Below are 20,344 nucleotides of genomic sequence, written 5' to 3' on the forward strand. Positions count from 1 at the left end.
ACGGCGGCCAGGCTCGAAAAGCCTGGCCGTTTCCTTATCTACCGCTTGTCTACCCCTTGGCCGCCTCGCAGCGTTGTTATCGGGGCGTTTCGCCGCAGCGAACCGCCCCCTTGGGCTTCCAAGATGAGGAAAAAGCAACATAATCGGTCGAAACCTTGCCGTATATTGGGGCCTTAAAGGGGTAACCTCCTTCGAGACAGGGACGTTCATTTGGCCATTACCCGACGCGATCTTCTGCTAGCCGGCGCTGCGACTGCTGCGCTCCCCGCCCTCGGTTCCGCCGCAGGTGTTCCGATTGTCAGTGCTGCTGAGGCGCAATCGGCCGGCGAGCTCCCCTGGCGCCACGGTCTCTCCCTGTTTGGCGACATCAAATATCCCGCCGATTTCAAGCGCTTCGATTATGTCAATCCGGACGCGCCCAAGGGCGGCGTCGCGCGCATGATCTCGATCGGCACCTTCGACAATTTCAACATTGCGGTCGCCGGCATCAAAGGCGTGATCGCGCCGGCTGCCGGCCTGATCCACGAAACGCTGATGACGCGCGCGCAGGACGAGGTAGCGACCCAGTATGGCGAGCTGGCCGAAGCCGCCCAGCATCCGGACGATTTCTCCTGGGTGATCTATCGCCTGCGCAAGGACGCGCGCTGGCACGACGGCAAGCCGGTGACGCCCGAGGACGTGATCTTCTCGCTGGAGACGCTGAAGAAGCATAGTCCGATGTACGGGTCTTACTACCGGCACGTGGTGAAAGCCGAGAAGGCCGGCGAGCACGACGTGAAGTTCACCTTCGATGGTCCCGGTAACCGCGAACTGCCGACCATCGTCGGCGAGCTCACGGTGCTGCCAAAGCACTGGTGGGAAGGCACTGACGCCCAGGGGCGCAAGCGCGACGTCGGCGCCACGACACTCGAGATTCCGCTTGGCTCAGGCCCATACCGGATCAAGGAATTCGTGGCGGGACGCTCGATCAAGCTCGAGCGGGTCAAGGACCATTGGGGCGCGAACCTGCCGAGCCAGATCGGGCAGAACAATTTCGACGAGCTGCGCTTCGAATTCTTCCGCGACAACATCGTGGCCCTTGAAGCCTTCAAGGCCGACCAGGCCGACTGGATCGCGGAGAACTCCGCCAAGCAATGGGCGACCGCCTACGATTTTCCGGCCGTTGCGGACAAGCGGGTGGTCAAGGAAGAATTTCCGGTCAACGACTCCGGTCGCATGCAGGCCTTCGTGGTCAACACCCGGCGCGACCAGTTCAAGGACCCGCGCGTGCGGCGCGCCTTCAACTACGCTTTCGACTTCGAGGAGATGAACAAGCAGCTGTTCTTCGGCCAGTACAAGCGGATCAACAGCTACTTCGAGGGCACGGAACTCGCCTGTTCCGGATTGCCGCAGGGCGAGGAGTTACAACTCCTCGAGGCACTGAAGGACAAGGTGCCCCCGGAAGTCTTCACCACGCCGTACCAGAATCCCGTCGGCGGCAATCCGGAAGCGGTGCGCGCCAACTTGCGCGAAGCGGCAAAGCTTCTGAAAGAGGCGGGCTTCGAGGTCCGCGACCACAAGCTGGTCGACGCGTCGGGCAAGGCTCTAACGGTTGAAATCCTGGTGCAGGATCCCTCGTCGGAACGCATCGCGCTGTTCTACAAGCCCTCGCTGGAGAGGATCGGCGTCAATGCATCCGTCCGCACCGTCGACGACGCGCAGTACCAGAATCGGCTGCGCAGCTTCGATTTCGATATGATCATCGACCAGTGGGGCGAGTCGCTCTCTCCGGGCAACGAGCAGCGCGAATTCTGGGGATCGCAGACGGCCGACGTGCCGGGTGCGCGCAACACCATCGGTATCAGGAATCCGGCCGTGGATGCCTTGATCGAGAAGGTGATCTTCGCCAAGGATCGCGCCGGTCTCGTCGCTGCCACGCACGCGCTCGATCGCGTGCTGCTGTGGAATTTCTACGTCGTGCCGCAGTTCACCTACGGCTTTTCGCGCTACGCAAGGTGGGATCGCTTTAGTCACGCCGAGCCGCTGCCGAAGTATGGACGGTCCGGCTTGCCGACGTTGTGGTGGTATGACGCGGAAAAGGCTGCCCGAATCGGAAAACGCTCTTGAGGAAGCTTTCGCGCATGGCGCAGCTTTCACGCCGGCACGTGCTTGGCCTCGGTGTCGGCGGCGCCGTGAGTGCATCTCTCGGCCGCTTCGCACGTGACGCTGCGGCCGCATCGGAGATGCCGGCCGAGATGCACGGCATCTCGGCGTTCGGCGATCTCAAATACGCTGCCGACTTTCACCATTTCGACTACGTCAATGTCGATGCGCCTAAGGGCGGTACGTTCTCGCTGATCCCGGCTATCCGCGCCTACAACCAGTCCTACTTCACCTTCAGCTCGCTCAACGCCTTCATCCTCAAAGGCGAGGGCGCGCAGGGCATGGACCTGACTTTCGTCTCGCTGATGGCGCACGCCGGCGACGAGCCCGATGCAATGTACGGCTATGCCGCCAAATCGGTGCAGATCTCCCCCGACAAGCTCGCCTACCGCTACACGATCCGGCCCGAGGCGCGGTTTCACGACGGCACGAAGCTGACCGCGCATGACGTCGCTTTCTCCATCAACACGCTGAAGGAGAAAGGCCATCCGCTGATCCAGTTGCAGATGCGCGACGTCAAAGGCGCCGCAGCGCTCGATGATGCGACCGTCGTGGTCAATTTTGCCGAGAGGCGCGCGCGCGACGTGCCGCTTTACGCGGCGGGCCTGCCGATCTTCTCAAAGGCCTATTACGCGACACGGCCGTTCGAGGAATCGTCGACCGATATTCCGCTGGGGTCAGGTCCGTACAAGGTCGCGAAATTCGAGATCAACCGCTACATCGAGTTCGAGCGGGTGAAGGATTGGTGGGCGGCCGATCTTCCCGTCTGCCGCGGCATGAATAATTTCGACATCGTGCGCTACGAGTTCTACCGCGATCGCGACGTCGCCTTCGAGGGCTTTACCGGCAAGAACTATCTCTACCGTGAGGAATTCACCTCGCGCATCTGGGCGACGCGATACGATTTTCCGGCCGTCAAGGACGGTCGCGTCAAGCGCGAACAGGTGCCGGACCGAACGCCATCGGGCGGTCAGGGCTGGTTCATGAACACCCGCCGCGACAAATTCAAGGATGTGAAAGTCCGCGACGCCATCAATTGCGCGTTTGACTTCGAGTGGACCAACAAGACCATCATGTACGGCGCCTATGCGCGCACAATCTCGCCGTTTCAGAACTCGGACCTCGTCGCCCAGGGCATGCCCTCGGCGGAGGAGCTAAAACTGCTCGAGCCCTATCGTGGCCAGGTCCCCGACGAAGTCTTTGGCGAGCCCTATCTGCCGCCGGTGACGGACGGCTCAGGCCAGGACCGCACGCTGCTGCGCAAGGCGCAGCAGTTGCTCCAGGAGGCAAAGCTTCCGGTCAAGGACGGCAAGCGGCTGCTGCCGAACGGCGATGTCTTTACCGTCGAGTTCCTGATCGACGAGCCGTCGTTCCAGCCGCATCACGCGTCCTTCATCAAGAACCTGAACACGCTGGGGATCGAGGCCAGTCTGCGCGTGGTCGACGCCGTCCAGCATCGCGCGCGGGTCGAAGCGTTCGACTTCGACGTCGCGATTGAGCGCATCAGCATGACGCCGACGCCCGGTGACAGCCTGCGCACCTATTTCACCGCACAGGCCGCGGCGACGAAGGGATCCTATAATCTCGCCGGCGTCGCCAGCCCCGCGATCGATGCGCTGGTCGAGAAGGCGATGGCGGCCAATACGCGCGAGGAGTTGACCGTCGCCTGCCGCGCGATCGATCGCGTGTTTCGCGCCGGGCGCTATTGGGTGCCGCAATGGAACAATACCAGCCATCGGCTGGCCTATTGGGACATATTCGGCCATCCGAAGGAGTTGCCGCGCTACCAGCTCAGCGACTATTCCAGCGACGTCGGCGAGCGGACCCTCTGGTGGTTCGACGCTGCCAAGGCCGCTAAGCTCGATCAGGCGAAGTAGCTCATGAGCGCCTATATCGCCCGCCGCATTCTCCTGATGATCCCGACGCTGCTCGGGATCCTCTTCATTTCCTTCGTGGTGGTGCAATTCGCGCCGGGCGGCCCTGTGGAGCGCGTGATCGCGCAGCTCTCCGGCGCCGACACCGGCGGCACCTCGCGCATCTCGGGCGGCGGCGACTTCGCGCAGCGTGCGCCGGGACAGGTCGGCGCCGGCGGCGACGCCGTCAACTCGAAATACCGCGGCGCGCAGGGGCTCGATCCAGAATTCATCAAGAAGCTGGAAAAGCAGTTCGGCTTCGACAAGCCGGCGCCCGAGCGGTTCGCGCTGATGGTCTGGAATTTCGCGCGGTTCGATTTCGGCACCAGCTACTTCCGCACCGTCAGCGTCATTCAGCTCATCAAGGAGAAGCTGCCGGTCTCGATCTCGCTCGGCATCTGGCTGACGCTGATGACGTATCTGATCTCGATACCGCTGGGCATTCGCAAGGCGGTCAAGGACGGCGCGCGGTTCGACACCTGGACGTCGGCGGTGATCGTGCTCGGCTACGCGATCCCGGGCTTCCTGTTCGCGATCCTCCTGATCATCCTGTTCGCCGGCGGCTCGTTCTTCAACTGGTTCCCGCTGCGCGGGCTGACGTCGGACGGCTGGTCGCAATTCCCCTGGTACTGGAAGATCCTCGACTATTTCTGGCACCTGACCTTGCCGCTGATCTCGATGGCGCTCGGTGCGTTCGCGACCATGACGTTTCTCACCAAGAACTCGTTCCTGGACGAGATCCGCAAGCAATACGTCATGACCGCCCGGGCCAAGGGCTGTACCGAGCGCCAGGTGCTCTACGGCCACATCTTCCGCAACGCCATGCTGATCGTGATCGCGGGTTTCCCCGGCGCCTTCATCAGCGCCTTCTTCTCCGGCTCGCTCCTGATCGAGACCATCTTCTCGCTGGACGGGCTTGGGCTGCTCGGTTTCGAGAGCGTTCTCAACCGTGATTATCCCGTCGTGTTCGGCACGCTGTACATCTTTTCGCTGATGGGTCTCGTGGTCAATCTGATCTCCGATCTGACCTATATGTGGATCGATCCCCGGATCGATTTCGAGGCGCGGGAGGTCTGATGACGGTCACCGCACCCACCCCGATCGAGACCACGACCAGATCGCCGCTCGGCGAGGCCGTGCCGATCACACGCAAGGCCTTCGAACCTTCGCCGCTCAATCGCCGGCGCTGGCAGAACTTCAAGGCCAACAGACGCGGCTACTGGTCGTTCTGGATCTTCATGGTCCTGTTCGTGGTCTCGCTGTTCGCGGAACTGATCGCCAACGACCGGCCGTTCATGATCAAGTTCGACGGCCGTCTCTACTGGCCCGCCTTCGTCACCTATTCGGAGACCACCTTCGGCGGCGATTTCGAAACCGCGGCCGACTATCGCGATCCCTACTTGCAGAAGCTGATCAAGGACAAGGGCGGCCTGATCGTCTGGCCGCTGATCCGCTATTCCTACGACACTCACAATCTCGACCTGCCGACGCCCGCGCCGTCGCCGCCGACCTGGATGCTGACGGAGGCGCAATGCAAGCCGGTGGTGGAGAAGAAGGGCCTGAAGAGCTGCCGCGATCTCGAATACAACTGGCTCGGCACCGACGACCAGGGCCGCGACGTGGTCGCGCGGCTGATCTACGGCTTCCGCATCTCGGTGCTGTTCGGCCTGATCCTGACCATCGTGTCGTCCGTCATCGGCATCATCGCCGGCGGCGTGCAGGGCTATTTCGGCGGCTGGATCGATCTGTCGTTCCAGCGCTTCATCGAGATCTGGAATGCGATTCCCTATCTCTATCTGCTGCTCATCATATCGGCGGTGCTCCCTCCGGGCTTCTTCATCCTGCTTGGCATCATGGTGCTGTTCCACTGGGTGGCGCTGGTCGGCCTCGTGCGCGCGGAATTTTTGCGCGGGCGTAATTTCGAATACATCCAGGCTGCGCGGGCGCTCGGAGTCTCCAATGCCGTGATCATGTTCCGCCACCTGCTGCCGAATGCCATGGTCGCGACGATGACGTTCCTGCCGTTCATCGTCTCCTCGTCGGTGATGACGCTGACGGCCCTCGACTTCCTGGGCTTCGGCCTGCCGCCCGGCTCGCCGTCGCTCGGCGAAATGTTGGCGCAGGCCAAGGCCAACGTGCAGGCGCCGTGGCTTGGTTTCTCCGGCTTCTTCGCCGTTGCGATCATGCTGTCGCTCTTGATCTTCACCGGCGAAGCGGTGCGCGACGCCTTCGATCCGCGCAAGACGTTCAGGTAGGCGATGGACGCGATCAACCAGCCCCTGCTCAGCGTGCGCGACCTCTCGGTGGCCTTCCACCAGGGCGCGGGCACGACGCTCGCCGTCGACAAGGTATCGTTCCAGATCAAGCGCGGCGAATGCGTGGCGCTGGTCGGCGAGTCCGGCTCCGGCAAGTCGGTCAGCGCGCTTTCGGTCATGAAGCTGCTGCCTTATCCGAACGCCTCGCATCCCTCGGGAAGCATCCGCTTCAAGGGGCGCGAGATCCTGAACCTCTCGGAACAGGAGATGCGCGGGATCCGCGGCAGCGACATCTCCATCATCTTCCAGGAGCCGATGACCTCGCTGAATCCGCTGCACACGATCGAGGCGCAGATCGGCGAGATCATCCAGCTTCACAATCCGACCAGCAATGCGCTGGCGCGCAAGCGGACGCTGGAGCTGCTCGCCCAGGTCGGCATCCCCGATCCCGAGACGCGGCTCGCGAGCTATCCGCATCAGCTCTCGGGCGGCCAGCGCCAGCGCGTGATGATCGCGATGGCGCTCGCCAACGAGCCCGACCTGTTGATTGCGGACGAGCCGACCACGGCGCTCGACGTCACCGTGCAGGCGCAGATCCTGGCGCTGCTCGCCGAGATCCGCTCGCGCCTCGGCATGAGCCTCTTGTTCATCACCCATGACCTCGGCATCGTGCGCCGCATCGCCGACACCGTCTGCGTGATGAACGGCGGCAAGATCGTCGAGCAGGGGCCGGTCGAGCAGGTCTTCAACAGTCCCAAGCATCCCTATACCCGCGACCTGCTCGCGGCCGAGCCGAAGCCGGATCCCGCGCCGCCGCAGCCGAATGCGCCGGTCGTGATGTCGGCGGACGCGCTAAAAGTCTGGTTTCCGATCAAGCGTGGTTTCCTGCGCAAGACCGTCGGCCACATCAAGGCGGTCGACGGCGTCAGCGTCGCCGTGCGCAAGGGCGAGACGCTCGGTGTCGTCGGCGAGTCCGGGTCCGGCAAGACCACGCTCGGGCTCGCGCTGTTGCGGCTGATCTCGTCGAACGGCCGCATCGTCTTCCTGGGGAAGGACATCCAGGGCCTGCGCTTCAAGGAGATGCGCCCGTTCCGCCGCGACATGCAGATCGTGTTCCAGGATCCGTTCGGCTCGCTCAGCCCGCGCATGTCGGTCGCCGACATCGTCGGCGAGGGCCTCTCGGTGCATCAGCCAAACCTGTCGCGCGAGGACCGCGAGGCGCGCGTCATCAAGGCGCTGGAGGATGTCGGTCTCAATCCGGAGACGCGCTTCCGCTATCCGCATGAGTTTTCCGGCGGCCAGCGCCAGCGCATCAGCATTGCGCGCGCGATCGTGCTCGAGCCCGATTTCGTCGTGCTGGACGAGCCGACCAGCGCGCTCGACATGCTGTTCCAGGCGCAGATGGTCGACCTCCTGCGCGAATTGCAGCGCAAGCGCGACCTGACCTACGTGTTCATCTCGCACGATCTGCGTGTCGTGGCCTCGCTCGCCAGCCATCTGATCGTGATGCGCGGCGGCAAGGTGGTCGAGGAAGGGCAGGCGGCGGAGCTCTTCAAGAACCCGAAGACCGACTACACGCGCGCGCTGTTCGCGGCGGCGTTCCGGCTGGAGACGGCGGGGAACGGGGCGGTGGCGACGTAGCTTTGCCGGTTATGCGTGCGACTTGTCCGCCGAAGAGCGTAGGCGGTAGCGCACCCGGAATCCTGAAAGGTCGCTTTTCGCAGATGAACGGGATTTTTGATCCGAAGCGGACCTCCGGCCGTCCGCAAGCCATTCATTTCCAGATTATAGATCTCTCAAAGCTGTCAAATTCCGCACGAGCTTCATCGCACGGCTTGTTCACAATGAATGCGAGATAAAGTTCCGCGTGTGGGGCACCATGGTAAAACCTTATGAATGAACATACTTCGACGGCCTTACCGTCATTGTCCCGGTTGAAGGCATCGGAATCCAGTTGCTCCTCAGTAATTCCATCCGGCCTGTGAACGGTATCATGGCGGTGCCACTTGCCTTCATCGACCATCCTGCGTCCGCCATCCCCAATGATGTCCGCAATCGAACTCTGCTTCATGCGTTCAAGCGCATTTCCCTTTGCGCGATCCGTATCGACGAATTGGTCGGCGTAATACATTATAATGAATGGCGGTTCTTCAGCCCTGATGCTTCCTAATATGGTGCCGATGTGGTCCGTTGATACGTGCCACATCTCACCAAACGTGACGGAAAACCCTCTCGTATCTATGGTAGTAGGTTCGTTCCCAAGACACGGCCGCGCGAGAAGCATGAGCGCTGTAACAAAACTCGCAATGAGTTTATGAGCAGTACTCGGTGTGGCAATCATCTGACCATCTCTACCGGCGCGTTCATCTTTGAGACGACGCGTTCTACAGCCGCTTGATCGCGACGACGCCGCTGCCAGCCGTCTTGATCCGCGCAATCGCCGGCGCGATCGGCTCGATCACCGTCGCCATGTGATGCGCATTGGCGTGGACCATGGTGCCACCGTCGCGCACGATCGCGACATGGCCCTTCCAGAAGATCAGATCGCCGCGTTGCAGCTCGGTCCTCTCATGCGGCTCCAAGGTTCGCCCGAGACCCGCCAGTTGCATGTCGCTGTCGCGCGGGCAGCCGATGCCGGCGGCAGTCAGTGAAACCTGGACCAGCCCGGAGCAATCGATGCCGAGTGAGCTCTTGCCGCCCCAGAGATAGGGCGTGCCGACGAAGCGCTCGGCGACCCCCACGAAGTCCGGCTCGCGATGATCGAGGGCGACGAGGTGCGTCTTCGGCAGATATTGTCCCTCGCGGGTGACCGCGAAGGGGCCATCGTCGCGCGTCACGGCAACCTTCGATCCCATCACGAGCGCGTCGGATGGCGGCAGCTTGATCGACGGGCCCGGAAAGGCAAGGGTCCGGAGCGCGCTGACCTTGTGCGTCGGTGCGGCAGAGGACTTTGCTAGCGCTGCATCAGGCAGCCAGCCGACATAGCCGTCGCTCACGAGCTGGCCCCAGGCCCAGCCTTCGCCGTTGCGATCGTAGATCGTGACGCGTTCGCCGCGCATCGCTTCGGTCATCAGCATTGCGTTCGACGACGGCTGTTCACGCAGCGGCGCGATCGCCTCGATCACCTCGAACTCTTCGCCGGTGACGAAGCGGTCGGCCTGCACCTTGCCTTCGAGATATTTCGCGGCGATGTCGCCGCGCGACGGCGTCAGCCGCTTGTCATGCATAGCGTTCGCTCAGCAGTAGGTAGAGTGCGCGTGCGGCCTGGCATTCGCCGCCCTCGGGTCGGGCCGGTTTCGCCGATGGCGTCCAGGCGTAGATGTCGACATGCAGCCAGCTCTTGGCATGCTCGACGAAACGCTGCAAAAACAGCGCGCAGGTGATCGATCCGGCAAAGGTGCCTGATGGCGCGTTGGTGATATTGGCCGTCTTGGAGTCCAGCCAGGAATCGTAAGCCGGCCATAGCGGCATGCGCCACAACGGATCGTTCTCCCTGACGGCGCAGCGCGCGACGTCGGCGGCCAGCGTCTCATCATTGGTGTAAAAGGGCGGTAAATCCGGGCCCAGCGCGACGCGCGCGGCACCCGTCAGCGTGCCCAGATCGATCAGCAGATCGGGCTTTTCCTCGTCCGCCAGCGCCAGCGCATCGGCCAGCACCAGCCGGCCTTCGGCGTCGGTGTTGCCGATCTCGACCGTGATCCCCTTGCGCGAGGGGAAGATGTCGAGCGGCCGGAAGGCGTTACCGGCGACCGCGTTCTCGACGGCGGGGATCAGCACGCGCAGCCGCACCTTGAGCCTGGCGCCCATCACCATGCGCGCGAGCGCCAGCACGTTGGCTGCACCGCCCATGTCCTTCTTCATGATCAGCATGCCGCTCGACGGCTTCAGGTCGAGCCCGCCGGTGTCGAAGCAGACGCCCTTGCCGACCAGCGTGACCTTGGGATGCGCAGGGTTGCCCCAGGTGATGTCGATCAGGCGCGGCACGCGGGTCGAGGCCATGCCGACGGCGTGGATCAGCGGAAAGTTCTGCGCCTTCAAGTCGTCGCCGACGATGCAGCCGAAGGTCGCGCCGAATTCGGTGGCGAGCGCCTGCGCGGCCGCGGCGAGTTCCTCCGGCCCCATGTCGTTGGCGGGCGTGTTGACGAGATCACGCGCCAGACACGCGGCATCCGCGATCCGCGCAACTTCAGCGGCGTCGACCCCTTCGGGTGGCACCAGCCTGACCTCGGGCGCGTCCGCCTTGCGGTAGCGGGCAAAGCGATAGCTGCCGAGCGCGAAGGCGAGGGCGGCGAGGCGCGCATCGTGCGGTGCATTGGCGAAGCGATAGGTGCCCGGCGGCAGCAGCCCGGGCAGGCTGCCCGCCCGGAACAGGTCGCGTGATCTTGCGGCCTCGTCCTCGAGGCCGAACAGCACCCCCGCGACCGCTCCGTCCGGCGCCGGCAGTGCGAGATATGCGCCCGGCTTTCCCGCAAAGCCGTTGGCCTTTGCGAACTGTCGTTGCGGAGGCGCCAGCGTCTCGGCGATCTGGTCCCAGCTCGATTTGGTCACGAAGGTGATGGGGATGGCGGCAGACGACGTCTCGAATACGGAAGGCATTGGCGGGGCCGGCCCAGGCTGGTTCACATGATGACATGAGACTTCGCAGAGTTTCGCGGCACCTGCAATCGGCTTCGCCGCCACCCGGCGCGCCCGCGAGCCGCTACTCGCCTTGGCCTCACCATGCTAGGTTCCGCCAAAACGCGTCCGCGGCGTCAGTGCCGCGGGTCCAAGGGCGGATCCAAGACAAGCCGTGCCGGGAGGGAATGCAATGGAATTTCTGTGGAGCGTGGTCGCGTTTCTCGGCCATGCCATCGAGGCGGTCTTCGCCTATGTCGAGCATCATCACTGGATCTTCGCGTTCCTCGCCGGCGGCTACGTTTTCTATCTCCACGATCGCGCGGTCCATGCACGCTTCGACGCGCTCGACAAACGCATCGACGAGGTCCGGAAGCGGCTGGCCATGGAATATTGAGCCGCGCCTCGTGACGCCCTCGGCGATCTGATCGCGTGGCCCGCGTTAGGCGCGTTAACCGGCCGTTAGGGTTAACAGTCTATTGCTGGCCCGTTCAGCTCGATCAATCGGCTCGAGAGTCAAAGCGTCATGCGTCAGCGGTCCTGTGTTGCCCGGCTTCTTGCGTCCAGCTCGCTGCTCGCGGTACTGGCGGCCGGCCTTGGCGGTTGCACGGCCATGTCGAAGCTCTCCGATGTCACCGGCTCGATCGGCCCCCGGGCGGAAGCCGCAGCGCCCGCAGATCCTGCCCGCGCCGCCGACGTCTATGGCGAGCGCTACCGCGCCAATCCCAAGGATCCCGACGCCGCGCTCGCCTATGGCCAGGCGCTGCGCGCCAACGGCCAGCGAGCGCAGGCCGCCGCCGTGCTGGAGCAGGCAACCATCGCCCATCCCGGCAACAAGCCGCTCCTGGCGCTCTATGGCCGCGCGCTCGCCGACAACGGTAATTTCCAGCAGGCCTTCGACGTGCTGTCGAAGGCGCACTCGCCCGACAATCCGGACTGGCGCCTGCTCTCCGTGCAGGGCACCTGCCTCGATCAGATGGGCAAGCACGAGGAGGCGCGCCGCTACTATGTCAGCGCGCTGAAGATCGCGCCTGGCGATCCCGGCGTCCTGTCCAATCTCGGCCTTTCCTACATGCTCACCAAGGAGCTGCCGCGGGCGGAAGAGACGCTCCGGCAGGCCTATGCCTCGCCGCGCGCCGGCGCGCGGGTGCGGCAGAATCTCGCGCTAGTGGTCGGCTTGCAGGGACGCTTCACGGAGGCCGAGACCATCGTCAAGGCGGACCTGCCGCCGGACGAAGCCGCGGCCAACGTCGCCTACCTCAAGGAAATGCTGAACCGCAACGATGCGCCGCGCAGCCCGGCCAAGCGCATGTCGGTGCCGGTCGCTTCCCTCAGTCAATCCGAGTAATCAGCTGGCCCTGTTCGACGGTCGCGGGCCGCCGCGCGGCCCGCGCGAGCCGTCAATGCAGCTCCGAGACCTTGATGCCCGTCGGTCCGAGAATGACGACGAACAGCACCGGCAGGAAGAACAGGATCATCGGCACGGTCAGCTTCGGCGGCAGCGCGGCGGCCTTCTTCTCGGCCTCGTTCATGCGCATGTCGCGGTTTTCCTGCGCCATCACGCGCAAGGAGTGGCCGAGCGGGGTGCCGTAGCGCTCCGCCTGCTGGAGCGCGAGACAGACCGATTTGACGCCTTCGAGACCGGTGCGGCGCGCAAGGTTCTCGTAGGCCACCTTGCGGTCCTGCAAATAGGACAGCTCGGCCGTGGTCAGCGTGAATTCCTCCGACAACGCAATCGACTGGCCGACGATCTCGGTCGCGACTTTCCGGAACGCCATCTCGACCGACATGCCGGATTCGATGCAGATCAGCAGCAGGTCGAGCGCGTCGGGGAAAGCGCGCTTGATCGAGAGCTGGCGCTTGGAGATCGCGTTCTTCAGGAACAGCATCGGCGCCTGGAGGCCGAGATAGGCGGCGCCGACGCAAATGCCGATCTTGATCGGCAGCGACTGCTGCATACGCGCGATCAGGAAGACGTAGAGCGCGGCGCCGACGAACAGCACGAGCGGCGTCACCATGCGGGCGAACAGGAAGGTGATGTAGGGCGCCTGGCCGCGATAGCCAGCCATCACGAGCTTCTCGCGCGCGGCCTCCTGCGCCAGCCATTTGGTGAGGTTGAAGTCCTCGACCACCTTGGAGACGAGCTGCTTCGGCGTCTGTCGCAGCGAAACCTTCTCGGTCTTGGCGAGCCGGTCGCGCTCGCGCTGCCGGATCCGCTCGCGCTCGCTTGCCACCGCCTTCATGCGCTTGGCAAGGCCCTCGCCGGCGAACAGCGGCATCACCAGCGTGTAGACGGTCGCGCTGGCGGCAATTGCCGCCAGCAGCATCGTCATGAAATGAACGTCGTGCAGTTTCGTGACGAGGAGATCGACCATACGCGCACCGTCAGAAGTCGAAGTTGATCATTTTCTTCATCACCAGGATGCCCATCGACATCCAGACGACGCAGCCGACCAGCATGAGCTGGCCGGTGGGGTGGGTCCACAACAGCGAGATGTATTGCGGGGTCGTGAGATAGACCAGGAACATCACGATCGGCGGTAGCGAGCCGATGATGCCGGCGGAGGCCTTGGCCTCCATCGACATCGCCTGGATCTTTTCCTTCATCTTCTTGCGATCGCGCAGCACCTTTGAGAGGTTGCCGAGTGCTTCGGAGAGGTTGCCGCCGGACTTCTGCTGGATCGAGACCACGATGCCGAAGAAGTTCGCTTCCGGCAGCGGCATGCGCTCATAGAGCCGCGAGCAGGCCTCACCCAGCGGCATGCCGATCGCCTGGGTCTCGATAATCGCCAGAAATTCGCTGCGCAGCGGCTCCGGCGAATCGGCGGCGACGACCTTGATCGATTCGAACAGCGGCAGGCCGGCCTTGATGCCGCGGACGATGACGTCGACGGCGTCCGGGAGCGCTGCCAGGAACTTGTTCTCGCGGCGCTTCTTCAGGAAGCTCAGCATCCAGCGCGGCAGGCCGAAGCCGCCGGCGAAGGCAAGGCCCGCGGCCCCCACCAGTCCGCCGCCGACGAACATCGCGAGGAAGAAGAACGCGCCTCCGAGCGCGGCGGAGACGATCCAGAATTTCTGCGGCGTCCAGTCGAGCCCGGCCTGCGACAGCCGCACGTGGAGCGGAACGCTCTTTTCCTTGAGGCGACGCTGCTCGAGATCCTTGAGCGTGCTTTCGACCTGCTCGCGGCGCGAGCGCTGGCTTTTCTCGGCCTGCCGTGCCGCGACCGGCTCGGTGCGCGCGACGGAGGCACGGCGGTTCTCCGCCTTTCGCTCGCCGGACAACAGCGGATAGAGGAAAACCCAGGCGACGCCGCCGACGGCAGCGGTGGCGAGAAAGGCGAGGGCGAGAACCTGTATCTTCATGGTGCGTTACCGCTCACGTCGTCGCCGCCACTTCCGCCGCATCGAGCGCGGCGGCAAGGCGCTTCTCCTCGCCGTAATAGCGGGCGCGCTCCCAGAAGCGGGGGCGGCCGATGCCGGTCGAGCGATGCCGTCCGATGATCTTGCCGTTGGCGTCTTCGCCCACGAGGTCATAGAGGAAGATGTCCTGGGTGATGATGGTGTCGCCTTCCATGCCCATCACCTCGGTGATGTGGGTGATGCGGCGCGAACCGTCGCGCAGGCGGGCGGCCTGGATGATGACGTCGATGGAGGCGCAGATCATTTCGCGGATCGTCCGCGAGGGCAGGGAGAAGCCGCCCATCGTAATCATGGATTCGCAGCGCGACAGCGCCTCGCGCGGATTGTTAGCGTGCAGCGTGCCCATCGAGCCGTCATGGCCGGTGTTCATGGCCTGCAACAGGTCGAAGGCTTCGGGTCCGCGGACCTCGCCGACGATGATGCGTTCGGGGCGCATACGCAGGCAGTTGCGCACCAATTCGCGCATCGTGACCTGGCCTTCACCCTCGATGTTGGGCGGGCGGGTTTCCAGCCGCACCACGTGAGGCTGCTGGAGCTGCAATTCGGCCGCGTCCTCGCAGGTGATGACGCGCTCGTCGTGCTCGATGTAGTTGGTCATGCAGTTGAGCAGCGTGGTCTTGCCCGAACCGGTACCGCCAGAGATCAGCACGTTGCAGCGGCAGCGGCCGATGATCTGGAGGATCTCGGCGCCTTCAGGGGTGATCGCGCCGAACTTGACGAGCTGATCCAGCGTCAGCTTGTCCTTCCTGAACTTTCGGATGGTGAGCGCGGGGCCGTCGATCGACAGCGGCGGCACGATGGCGTTGACGCGGGAGCCGTCGGCGAGACGGGCGTCGCAGATCGGCGAGGATTCGTCGACGCGCCGGCCGACCTGGCTGACGATGCGCTGGCAGATATTGAGGAGCTGCTGGTTGTCGCGGAAGCGGATGCCGGTGCGCTGGATCTTGCCGCCCACTTCGATGAACACCGTGTTGGCGCCGTTGACCATGATGTCGGCGATGTCATCGCGCGACAGCAACGGCTCGAGCGGGCCATAGCCGAGCACGTCATTGCAGATGTCGTCGAGCAGCTCTTCCTGCTCGGCGATCGACATCACGATGTTCTTGATCGCGATGATCTCGTTGACGATGTCGCGGATTTCCTCGCGCGCGGACTCCGAGTCGAGCTTGGCGAGCTGGGCGAGGTCGATTGCCTCGATCAGGGCGCCGAAGATCGTCGCCTTGACCTCGTAGTAATTGTCCGAGCGGCGGCTCTCCATCGGCGGAGGCGGTGGGGCCTTGATCGGTGCCAGCGGGGGCGAGACGACGGCCGGGGGCGCCGGCGCGCGCGAGACACTCGGCGCCGGAGCCTGGGCAGGCTCTGGCGACACGGCGCCGGGCTTGGGGGCCCGAAGGTCGGTGTCTGTTCCGCTACGCTTACCGAACACTTAACAACTCCATGCGGCGGCTATTTTCCGCGCAACTTCTCAATCAGGGGTGAAAGGAACGACGACTTTTGCTTCTTTGTCTCGCTGCGGCCGGTCAGGCGCTGGGCGATCTGGAGGAACATGTCGATCGACTTATGGTTGGCCGAGATTTCCGCGATCATCTGGCCATTATTGGCGGCGGAGCCGAAAGTCTGGGGCTCGAACGGGATCGAGGCGATCGGCTGACTCTCGATCGCCTTGGCGAACTCGGTGGCGGCGATTTCGGGCCGTTTGGGGACGCCGACCTGGTTCAGGCAGTACAGCGGCGGCCGGTCGTTCGGCCGGGCCGCTTTCAAGAGGTCGAACAGGTTCTTGGTGTTGCGCAGGTTGGCAAGGTCGGGCGCGGCCACGATCAGGATGTCATCCGCCCCGATCAGGGCGCGCTTGGTCCAGCCCGTCCATTGGTGCGGGATGTCGAGCACGATGCAGGGCATGGTCGAGCGCAGCGTGTCGAACACGGCGTCAAAGGCGTCGGTGCCGAAATCATAGACCCGGTCGAGCGTGGCCGGCGCGGCCAACAGGCTCAGATGGTCGGTGCATTTGGATAGAAGACGGTCGACGAAGGCCGTATCGACGCGATCCGGCGAGAACACGGCGTCGGCGATGCCTTGCGGCGGATCCTGGTTGTAGTCGAGCCCGGCGGTGCCGAAGGCGAGGTCGAGATCGGCGACCACCGCGTCCATGGCCAGGTCGCGCGCGATCGCCCAGGCGACGTTGTGGCTGATGGTGGAGGCGCCGACGCCGCCCTTGGCGCCGACGACTGCAATGATGCGGCCGACCGCCTTGGCTTCCGGCGCAGAGAACAGATTGCAGATCGATCGCACCACGTCGATCGGGCCAACCGGTGCCAGCACGTAGTCGCTGACGCCGCGGCGCACGAGTTCGCGATAGAGCATGACGTCGTTGATGCGGCCGATCACGACGACGCGGGTGCCGGCATCGCAGACGGTCGCGAGCTGGTCGAGCCCGCCGAGCAGGTCAGCCCGCCCGTCGCTCTCCAGGACGATCACGTTCGGTGTGGGTGCGGAGCGATAGGCTTCGGCCGCAGCCGCGATGCCGCCCATCTGGATCTTCAGATGAGCCTTGCCGAGGCGGCGGTCCTCGCCGGCCGACTGCACGGCGGCGGCAGTCTCCACGGTCTCGCAGAACGCCTGGACCGAGACGCGCGGGGCAGGTGCAATATGCTCCTCTGCCGGCGGCGCGCCCTGCGGCTGCTCTTCTTGAGTCTGGCGAGCGTAGCTGATCATTTGCCGGTGTCGCTGAGTTTGGCCTTGTCGGCCTCGGGATAGATGGTCGAAGTCGGCTGACCCTTGCGGTATTTCTCGAAGGCGACATTGCGGCGCATCGTGTAGGCCGGCGTTTCGGGCCGCGGCTGCTCGAGGTCCGACGGATTGTCGATCATTGCAGCCATATTGCGCTGATAGCTGCAGCCGAAATTGTAATAGGACTTGTTCTCGAACCATCGCGGGTTCTTCATCGAGGGACCGAGATCTTCCGGCCAGAGCCCGCAGGGCCCCGCGACGGCGGCGATCCTGGAATAGGTCAGGCGGATCGGCGGCAGGAAGCGCTGGTCCTCGGGGCGGTAGCGGCGCACGATGACGCCGCGCGGCGGCAGGCCGGCCGCAGCCAGCAGCGCCTGGATTTCGCGCAGCGATTCTGCAGCCGCGCGTGCATTGGGCGTGTCGGTCGGTACGTCGATATGGATCGCGCCGGTGCCCTCGTGCATCCAGGTCGACGCCAGACCCGCGACGTCGGCGCGCTGGGCTGCGGTCAGGCCACCGCGCGCATGACCGACGAAGACGACGATGGAGCGGTTCTGCTCCTCGATCGCGATCGGGTGGCGCTGCTTGTAATCCTCGGGAATGGAGGCGGTGACGGCCTCATCGGTGTGAGTGCAGGCGCCGAGCGCGATCGCAATGCCGATGAGCACGCCGCCGACGCGAAGGGCGCTGTTGCGATTCTGGGGTGATCTGGTGGTCATTCCTAAAGTCCCCGTTTCGCTTCAGTCCGTGATGAAGCCGTAGGTGCCGCGGTAATTCCGCGCGGGATCGACCCGGCCCGGCACGCCATAGATGCGGTTGATGTTACCGAGCAGCTCGGCCTGCGGATCGGCAGGCGCGGCAAAGCCGTCATCCGGACGCGACAGGTCCTTCTGCGCGACGGCGCGCACGATATAGGGCGTCACCAGAACCATCAGCTCGGTCTGGTTATTGACGTAGTCGCGGCTGCGGAACAGCGTGCCGAGCACCGGAAGCTGCATCAGCCCGGGCAAGCCGCTGACCGCCTGCTTGGTCTGCTCCTGGATCAGCCCCGCCATTGCCATCGCGCCGCCGGAGGGAATTTCCAGCGTGGTTTCCGCGCGCCGGGTCTTGATCGAGGGGACCGTCAGCGAGTTCACCGAGGTCGAGGTGACGGCCTGCGACAGCGTGATCGAATTGTCGTTGGACAGCTCCGAGACTTCGGTCATGACGCGCAGGCTGATCTTGCCTTCGGTCAGAACGACCGGCGTGAAGTTGAGCGAGATGCCGAACTTCTTGAAGCTGATCTGGGTGGTACAGACATGCGTGGTCGGATCGCAGGCATAGCCCGCCGGCACCGGGAATTCGCCACCGGCGATGAAGGTCGCCGACTCGCCCGAGATCGCGGTCAGGTTCGGCTCGGCGAGCGTGCGGATCACGCCCGCGGTTTCCATCGCGCGCAGCGTCGCCTGCACGGAGGGGGTCGAGCCGAACGTCGAGGTCAGGTTGTTGCCGGACACCAGGTTGCGGCCCAGGGCCGTGAACGGGTTGGAGTTGGTGAAGTTCACCACCGCGGTGCCGTAAGCGAGATTGGCGGAGAGGTCGATGCCAAGCTGCTTGATGATGTTGCGCGCGACTTCGGCGACCGTCACCTTCAGCATGACCTGGTCGCGGCCGCGGACCACGATGGAGTTCACAACCTTGTCGGCGCCGCCGGCAAGACGCGCGGCGAGGTCGTTGGCCTGCTGGGCCTCGATCGGATTGGCCGCGGTGCCGGTCAGGATGACACCCTCGCCGAGGCCGTCGATCTGGAGGTCGGAATTGGGCGAGACCTGCTTCAGCGCGGCGCGGATGCCGTTGAGGTCGCGCTTGACCGCGATGTCATAGGCCGCGATCTGCTGGCCGGCGGCATCGAAGAACACGATGTTGGTCTGGCCGACGGCGGCGCCGATGATATAGGCGCGCTGCGCCGAGCGGACCACCGCGTTGGCGATCTTGGGATCGGCCACCAGCACGTCCTTGATCTCGCGCGGCAGGTCGATCACGATCGACTTGCCGACGCCGAGCGACAGGAAGCGCGCGTTCATCTGGCCGTCGGCCGCGATCGGCGCCGCGTTGCGAGAGTCGGCGGCGATGACCGGGGTGAGCGCCGGATTGAGCGTCAGTGCGAGCGCGGCTGAAAACGACAGGGCGCGGACCATGCTGGTCCGCAACGCCGCCCGATTGCCCCTGCATTTCATATCGAAAGTCCCCATCGTCACTTAGCTCGGAATGCCGAAGCGAATGACCGAAACAGTCTCGCCGCGCCTGCGCGCCGGTTCGTCTTTATTGTCGTTCAGGGCATTGACGTCGGCGACGCTGCGCCGCGCACTCTTGCCGTGCCGGGTGAGCAGCACGTCGACGCGGTCATTGGGTAGGATGAAGCCGCCGACGCTCGGAAGCTGAGCGACCGGCGCGATCGGAGCCGGGCTGTCGGACCCGCTCGCCAGGTACGCGGCGATGCCGCCGGCACCGATAGCGACCGTCAGGACGACAATGCGTGCGGTATTCATTACGCTTCACTTTCCACAAAACGCCGCGACGCTGCCGCCGCCGTGATGGCAAGTTGACCAGCTAAACGTCAAAGCATGGTTAATGAGGCGTATCTAAATCGCCTTAACGCCGGGTTTATCCGGTGTGTTCAGCGCAGCGCGAGGTGAGCGAGATCAATCGCTTTCACCCATTCCGTCTCCGGATAGACCATCAGCGCGCCGATCGCGAGCGCGATGCCGTATGGGATGGCGCCCTCCTTGGCGTGCAGTCGCGCGAGCCAGGCGTGTCCGGCAAGTCCGTAAGGCAACGGCCATTGCCGGAATTGGAGCAGCAGCAAGGTCAGCGCGCCGCCGAACAGCGAGGCGTAGAGCAGGAAGTTCATCAGGTGGGTAAAGCCGAACCACAGTGCGACGGAGGCTGCGACTTTCGCGTCGCCACCGCCGATCCAGCCCATGGCAAAGCAGGCGAATGCGACGACCAGCATCAGGGCACCGGCGCCGACATGGGTCAGCATCTCGTAAGGCGCCATGCCCCCCGCGAGGGCAAGAATGAAGAAGCCGGCGACCAGCGCCAGCGACACCCGGTTCGAGATGGTCATCGTGAGCAGGTCGCTCGCGGCGGCGAAGGCCATCAGGGCCGGGAAGAGCAGAAGGCGCGCGAGGTCGAGGATCATGATCTGCTTCTTGAGGGAGCGCTGGCCGGCGCGGGATCGGAGCTCGCGGGATTCTAGCCGCCAGTGTTAAACAAACCTGAAACGGGATGCGG

General features: G+C 64.3%; 17 protein-coding genes and 1 pseudogene. 7 read left to right on the forward strand and 11 right to left on the reverse strand.

The genetic code is table 11. The annotated features are described in order from the left end of the window. Positions 1-210: 210 nt before the first annotated feature. From QQL28_RS20080 to QQL28_RS20100, 5 genes are read left to right on the forward strand one after another with little or no spacing between them, the layout of a single operon-like run. Positions 211-2,106 (forward strand): extracellular solute-binding protein, encoded by a 1,896-nt coding sequence (locus tag QQL28_RS20080; RefSeq protein WP_284268007.1) that lies wholly within the window; start codon positions 211-213, stop codon positions 2,104-2,106. A gap of 14 nt (positions 2,107-2,120) precedes the next feature. After that, positions 2,121-4,019, forward strand: coding sequence for an extracellular solute-binding protein (locus QQL28_RS20085; protein ID WP_284268009.1), 1,899 nt, complete (start codon positions 2,121-2,123; stop codon positions 4,017-4,019). 3 nt (positions 4,020-4,022) lie between these two features. Then, a complete protein-coding gene (locus tag QQL28_RS20090) occupies positions 4,023-5,132 on the forward strand; it encodes a microcin C ABC transporter permease YejB (protein ID WP_284268011.1) in 1,110 nt (369 codons plus the stop codon). Further along, positions 5,132-6,310 carry an ABC transporter permease gene (locus QQL28_RS20095; protein ID WP_284268013.1) on the forward strand — a complete coding sequence of 393 codons (1,179 nt, stop codon included), beginning with the start codon at positions 5,132-5,134 and terminating at the stop codon, positions 6,308-6,310. The genes QQL28_RS20090 and QQL28_RS20095 overlap by 1 nt, the downstream gene beginning before the upstream one ends. Before the next feature lie 3 nt (positions 6,311-6,313). Beyond that, positions 6,314-7,951 carry an ABC transporter ATP-binding protein gene (locus QQL28_RS20100; RefSeq protein ID WP_284268016.1) on the forward strand — a complete coding sequence of 546 codons (1,638 nt, stop codon included), beginning with the start codon at positions 6,314-6,316 and terminating at the stop codon, positions 7,949-7,951. 133 nt (positions 7,952-8,084) lie between these two features. Here QQL28_RS20100 and QQL28_RS20105 read toward each other — a convergent pair whose 3' ends face one another. Genes QQL28_RS20105 through QQL28_RS20115 form a run of 3 tightly spaced genes read right to left on the reverse strand, consistent with a single transcriptional unit; the run spans position 8,085 to position 10,906 of the window. Further along, positions 8,085-8,651 carry a hypothetical protein gene (locus tag QQL28_RS20105; RefSeq protein ID WP_284268018.1) on the reverse strand — a complete coding sequence of 189 codons (567 nt, stop codon included), beginning with the start codon at positions 8,649-8,651 and terminating at the stop codon, positions 8,085-8,087. A gap of 43 nt (positions 8,652-8,694) precedes the next feature. Beyond that, entirely contained in the window at positions 8,695-9,537 is an 843-nt protein-coding gene (locus QQL28_RS20110) for a C40 family peptidase (RefSeq protein WP_284268020.1), read from the reverse strand. Further along, the gene (locus QQL28_RS20115; RefSeq protein ID WP_284268022.1) at positions 9,530-10,906 is read right to left on the reverse strand and encodes a leucyl aminopeptidase family protein; all 1,377 of its coding nucleotides are present in this window, start codon (positions 10,904-10,906) and stop codon (positions 9,530-9,532) included. Before QQL28_RS20115 ends, QQL28_RS20110 begins: the two co-directional genes overlap by 8 nt. 211 nt (positions 10,907-11,117) lie before the next feature. Here QQL28_RS20115 and QQL28_RS20120 point away from each other — a divergent pair, with 211 nt between their 5' ends. Both QQL28_RS20120 and QQL28_RS20125 read left to right on the forward strand, forming a co-directional pair. Further along, a complete protein-coding gene (locus QQL28_RS20120) occupies positions 11,118-11,321 on the forward strand; it encodes a hypothetical protein (RefSeq protein ID WP_284268024.1) in 204 nt (67 codons plus the stop codon). A 129-nt stretch (positions 11,322-11,450) separates the two neighbouring features. Further along, on the forward strand, positions 11,451-12,272 hold the full coding sequence (locus tag QQL28_RS20125) for a tetratricopeptide repeat protein (protein WP_284268025.1): 822 nt from the start codon (positions 11,451-11,453) through the stop codon (positions 12,270-12,272). A 52-nt stretch (positions 12,273-12,324) separates the two neighbouring features. On the opposite strand, the gene QQL28_RS20130 is transcribed toward QQL28_RS20125, so the two are convergent. From QQL28_RS20130 to QQL28_RS20165, 8 genes and pseudogenes are all read right to left on the reverse strand, one after another. Further along, a complete protein-coding gene (locus tag QQL28_RS20130; RefSeq protein ID WP_284268027.1) occupies positions 12,325-13,299 on the reverse strand; it encodes a type II secretion system F family protein in 975 nt (324 codons plus the stop codon). Between the two features lie 10 nt (positions 13,300-13,309). Beyond that, the gene (locus QQL28_RS20135) at positions 13,310-14,287 is read right to left on the reverse strand and encodes a type II secretion system F family protein (protein ID WP_284268029.1); all 978 of its coding nucleotides are present in this window, start codon (positions 14,285-14,287) and stop codon (positions 13,310-13,312) included. 13 nt (positions 14,288-14,300) lie between these two features. After that, positions 14,301-15,770 (reverse strand): TadA family conjugal transfer-associated ATPase, encoded by a 1,470-nt coding sequence (locus QQL28_RS20140; protein WP_284268031.1) that lies wholly within the window; start codon positions 15,768-15,770, stop codon positions 14,301-14,303. Between the two features lie 20 nt (positions 15,771-15,790). Then, positions 15,791-17,056: a CpaE/TadZ family protein gene (locus tag QQL28_RS20145; protein ID WP_284268033.1), complete on the reverse strand. Its 1,266-nt coding sequence runs from the start codon at positions 17,054-17,056 to the stop codon at positions 15,791-15,793. After that, positions 17,053-17,790, reverse strand: a complete 738-nt coding sequence (locus tag QQL28_RS20150; RefSeq protein ID WP_284268035.1) for a CpaD family pilus assembly protein — start codon at positions 17,788-17,790, stop codon at positions 17,053-17,055. Before QQL28_RS20150 ends, QQL28_RS20145 begins: the two co-directional genes overlap by 4 nt. 21 nt (positions 17,791-17,811) lie before the next feature. Further along, entirely contained in the window at positions 17,812-19,287 is a 1,476-nt protein-coding gene (locus QQL28_RS20155) for a type II and III secretion system protein family protein (RefSeq protein ID WP_284268037.1), read from the reverse strand. 165 nt (positions 19,288-19,452) lie between these two features. Continuing rightward, positions 19,453-19,599: pseudogene (locus QQL28_RS45920) on the reverse strand (Flp pilus assembly protein CpaB); the annotation flags it as partial. Positions 19,600-19,727: 128 nt separating this feature from the next. Continuing rightward, positions 19,728-20,252, reverse strand: coding sequence for an A24 family peptidase (locus QQL28_RS20165; RefSeq protein WP_284268042.1), 525 nt, complete (start codon positions 20,250-20,252; stop codon positions 19,728-19,730). Positions 20,253-20,344 lie beyond the last annotated feature (92 nt).

Origin of the sequence: Bradyrhizobium iriomotense, from assembly GCF_030160715.1 — a bacterium.
Lineage (GTDB): Bacteria > Pseudomonadota > Alphaproteobacteria > Rhizobiales > Xanthobacteraceae > Bradyrhizobium > Bradyrhizobium iriomotense.

What these genes read in the sequence shown, in the direction of transcription:
- QQL28_RS20085 (WP_284268009.1), top strand. Translation starts at nt 2,121, where the DNA reads ATGGCGCAGCTTTCACGCCGGCACGTGCTTGGCCTCGGTGTCGGCGGC.
- QQL28_RS20090 (WP_284268011.1), top strand. Translation starts at nt 4,023, where the DNA reads ATGAGCGCCTATATCGCCCGCCGCATTCTCCTGATGATCCCGACGCTG.
- QQL28_RS20095 (WP_284268013.1), top strand. Translation starts at nt 5,132, where the DNA reads ATGACGGTCACCGCACCCACCCCGATCGAGACCACGACCAGATCGCCG.
- QQL28_RS20100 (WP_284268016.1), top strand. Translation starts at nt 6,314, where the DNA reads ATGGACGCGATCAACCAGCCCCTGCTCAGCGTGCGCGACCTCTCGGTG.
- QQL28_RS20105 (WP_284268018.1), bottom strand. Translation starts at nt 8,651, where the DNA reads ATGATTGCCACACCGAGTACTGCTCATAAACTCATTGCGAGTTTTGTT.
- QQL28_RS20110 (WP_284268020.1), bottom strand. Translation starts at nt 9,537, where the DNA reads ATGCATGACAAGCGGCTGACGCCGTCGCGCGGCGACATCGCCGCGAAA.
- QQL28_RS20115 (WP_284268022.1), bottom strand. Translation starts at nt 10,906, where the DNA reads ATGCCTTCCGTATTCGAGACGTCGTCTGCCGCCATCCCCATCACCTTC.
- QQL28_RS20120 (WP_284268024.1), top strand. Translation starts at nt 11,118, where the DNA reads ATGGAATTTCTGTGGAGCGTGGTCGCGTTTCTCGGCCATGCCATCGAG.
- QQL28_RS20125 (WP_284268025.1), top strand. Translation starts at nt 11,451, where the DNA reads ATGCGTCAGCGGTCCTGTGTTGCCCGGCTTCTTGCGTCCAGCTCGCTG.
- QQL28_RS20130 (WP_284268027.1), bottom strand. Translation starts at nt 13,299, where the DNA reads ATGGTCGATCTCCTCGTCACGAAACTGCACGACGTTCATTTCATGACG.
- QQL28_RS20135 (WP_284268029.1), bottom strand. Translation starts at nt 14,287, where the DNA reads ATGAAGATACAGGTTCTCGCCCTCGCCTTTCTCGCCACCGCTGCCGTC.
- QQL28_RS20145 (WP_284268033.1), bottom strand. Translation starts at nt 17,056, where the DNA reads ATGATCAGCTACGCTCGCCAGACTCAAGAAGAGCAGCCGCAGGGCGCG.
- QQL28_RS20150 (WP_284268035.1), bottom strand. Translation starts at nt 17,790, where the DNA reads ATGACCACCAGATCACCCCAGAATCGCAACAGCGCCCTTCGCGTCGGC.
- QQL28_RS20155 (WP_284268037.1), bottom strand. Translation starts at nt 19,287, where the DNA reads ATGAAATGCAGGGGCAATCGGGCGGCGTTGCGGACCAGCATGGTCCGC.
- QQL28_RS20165 (WP_284268042.1), bottom strand. Translation starts at nt 20,252, where the DNA reads ATGATCCTCGACCTCGCGCGCCTTCTGCTCTTCCCGGCCCTGATGGCC.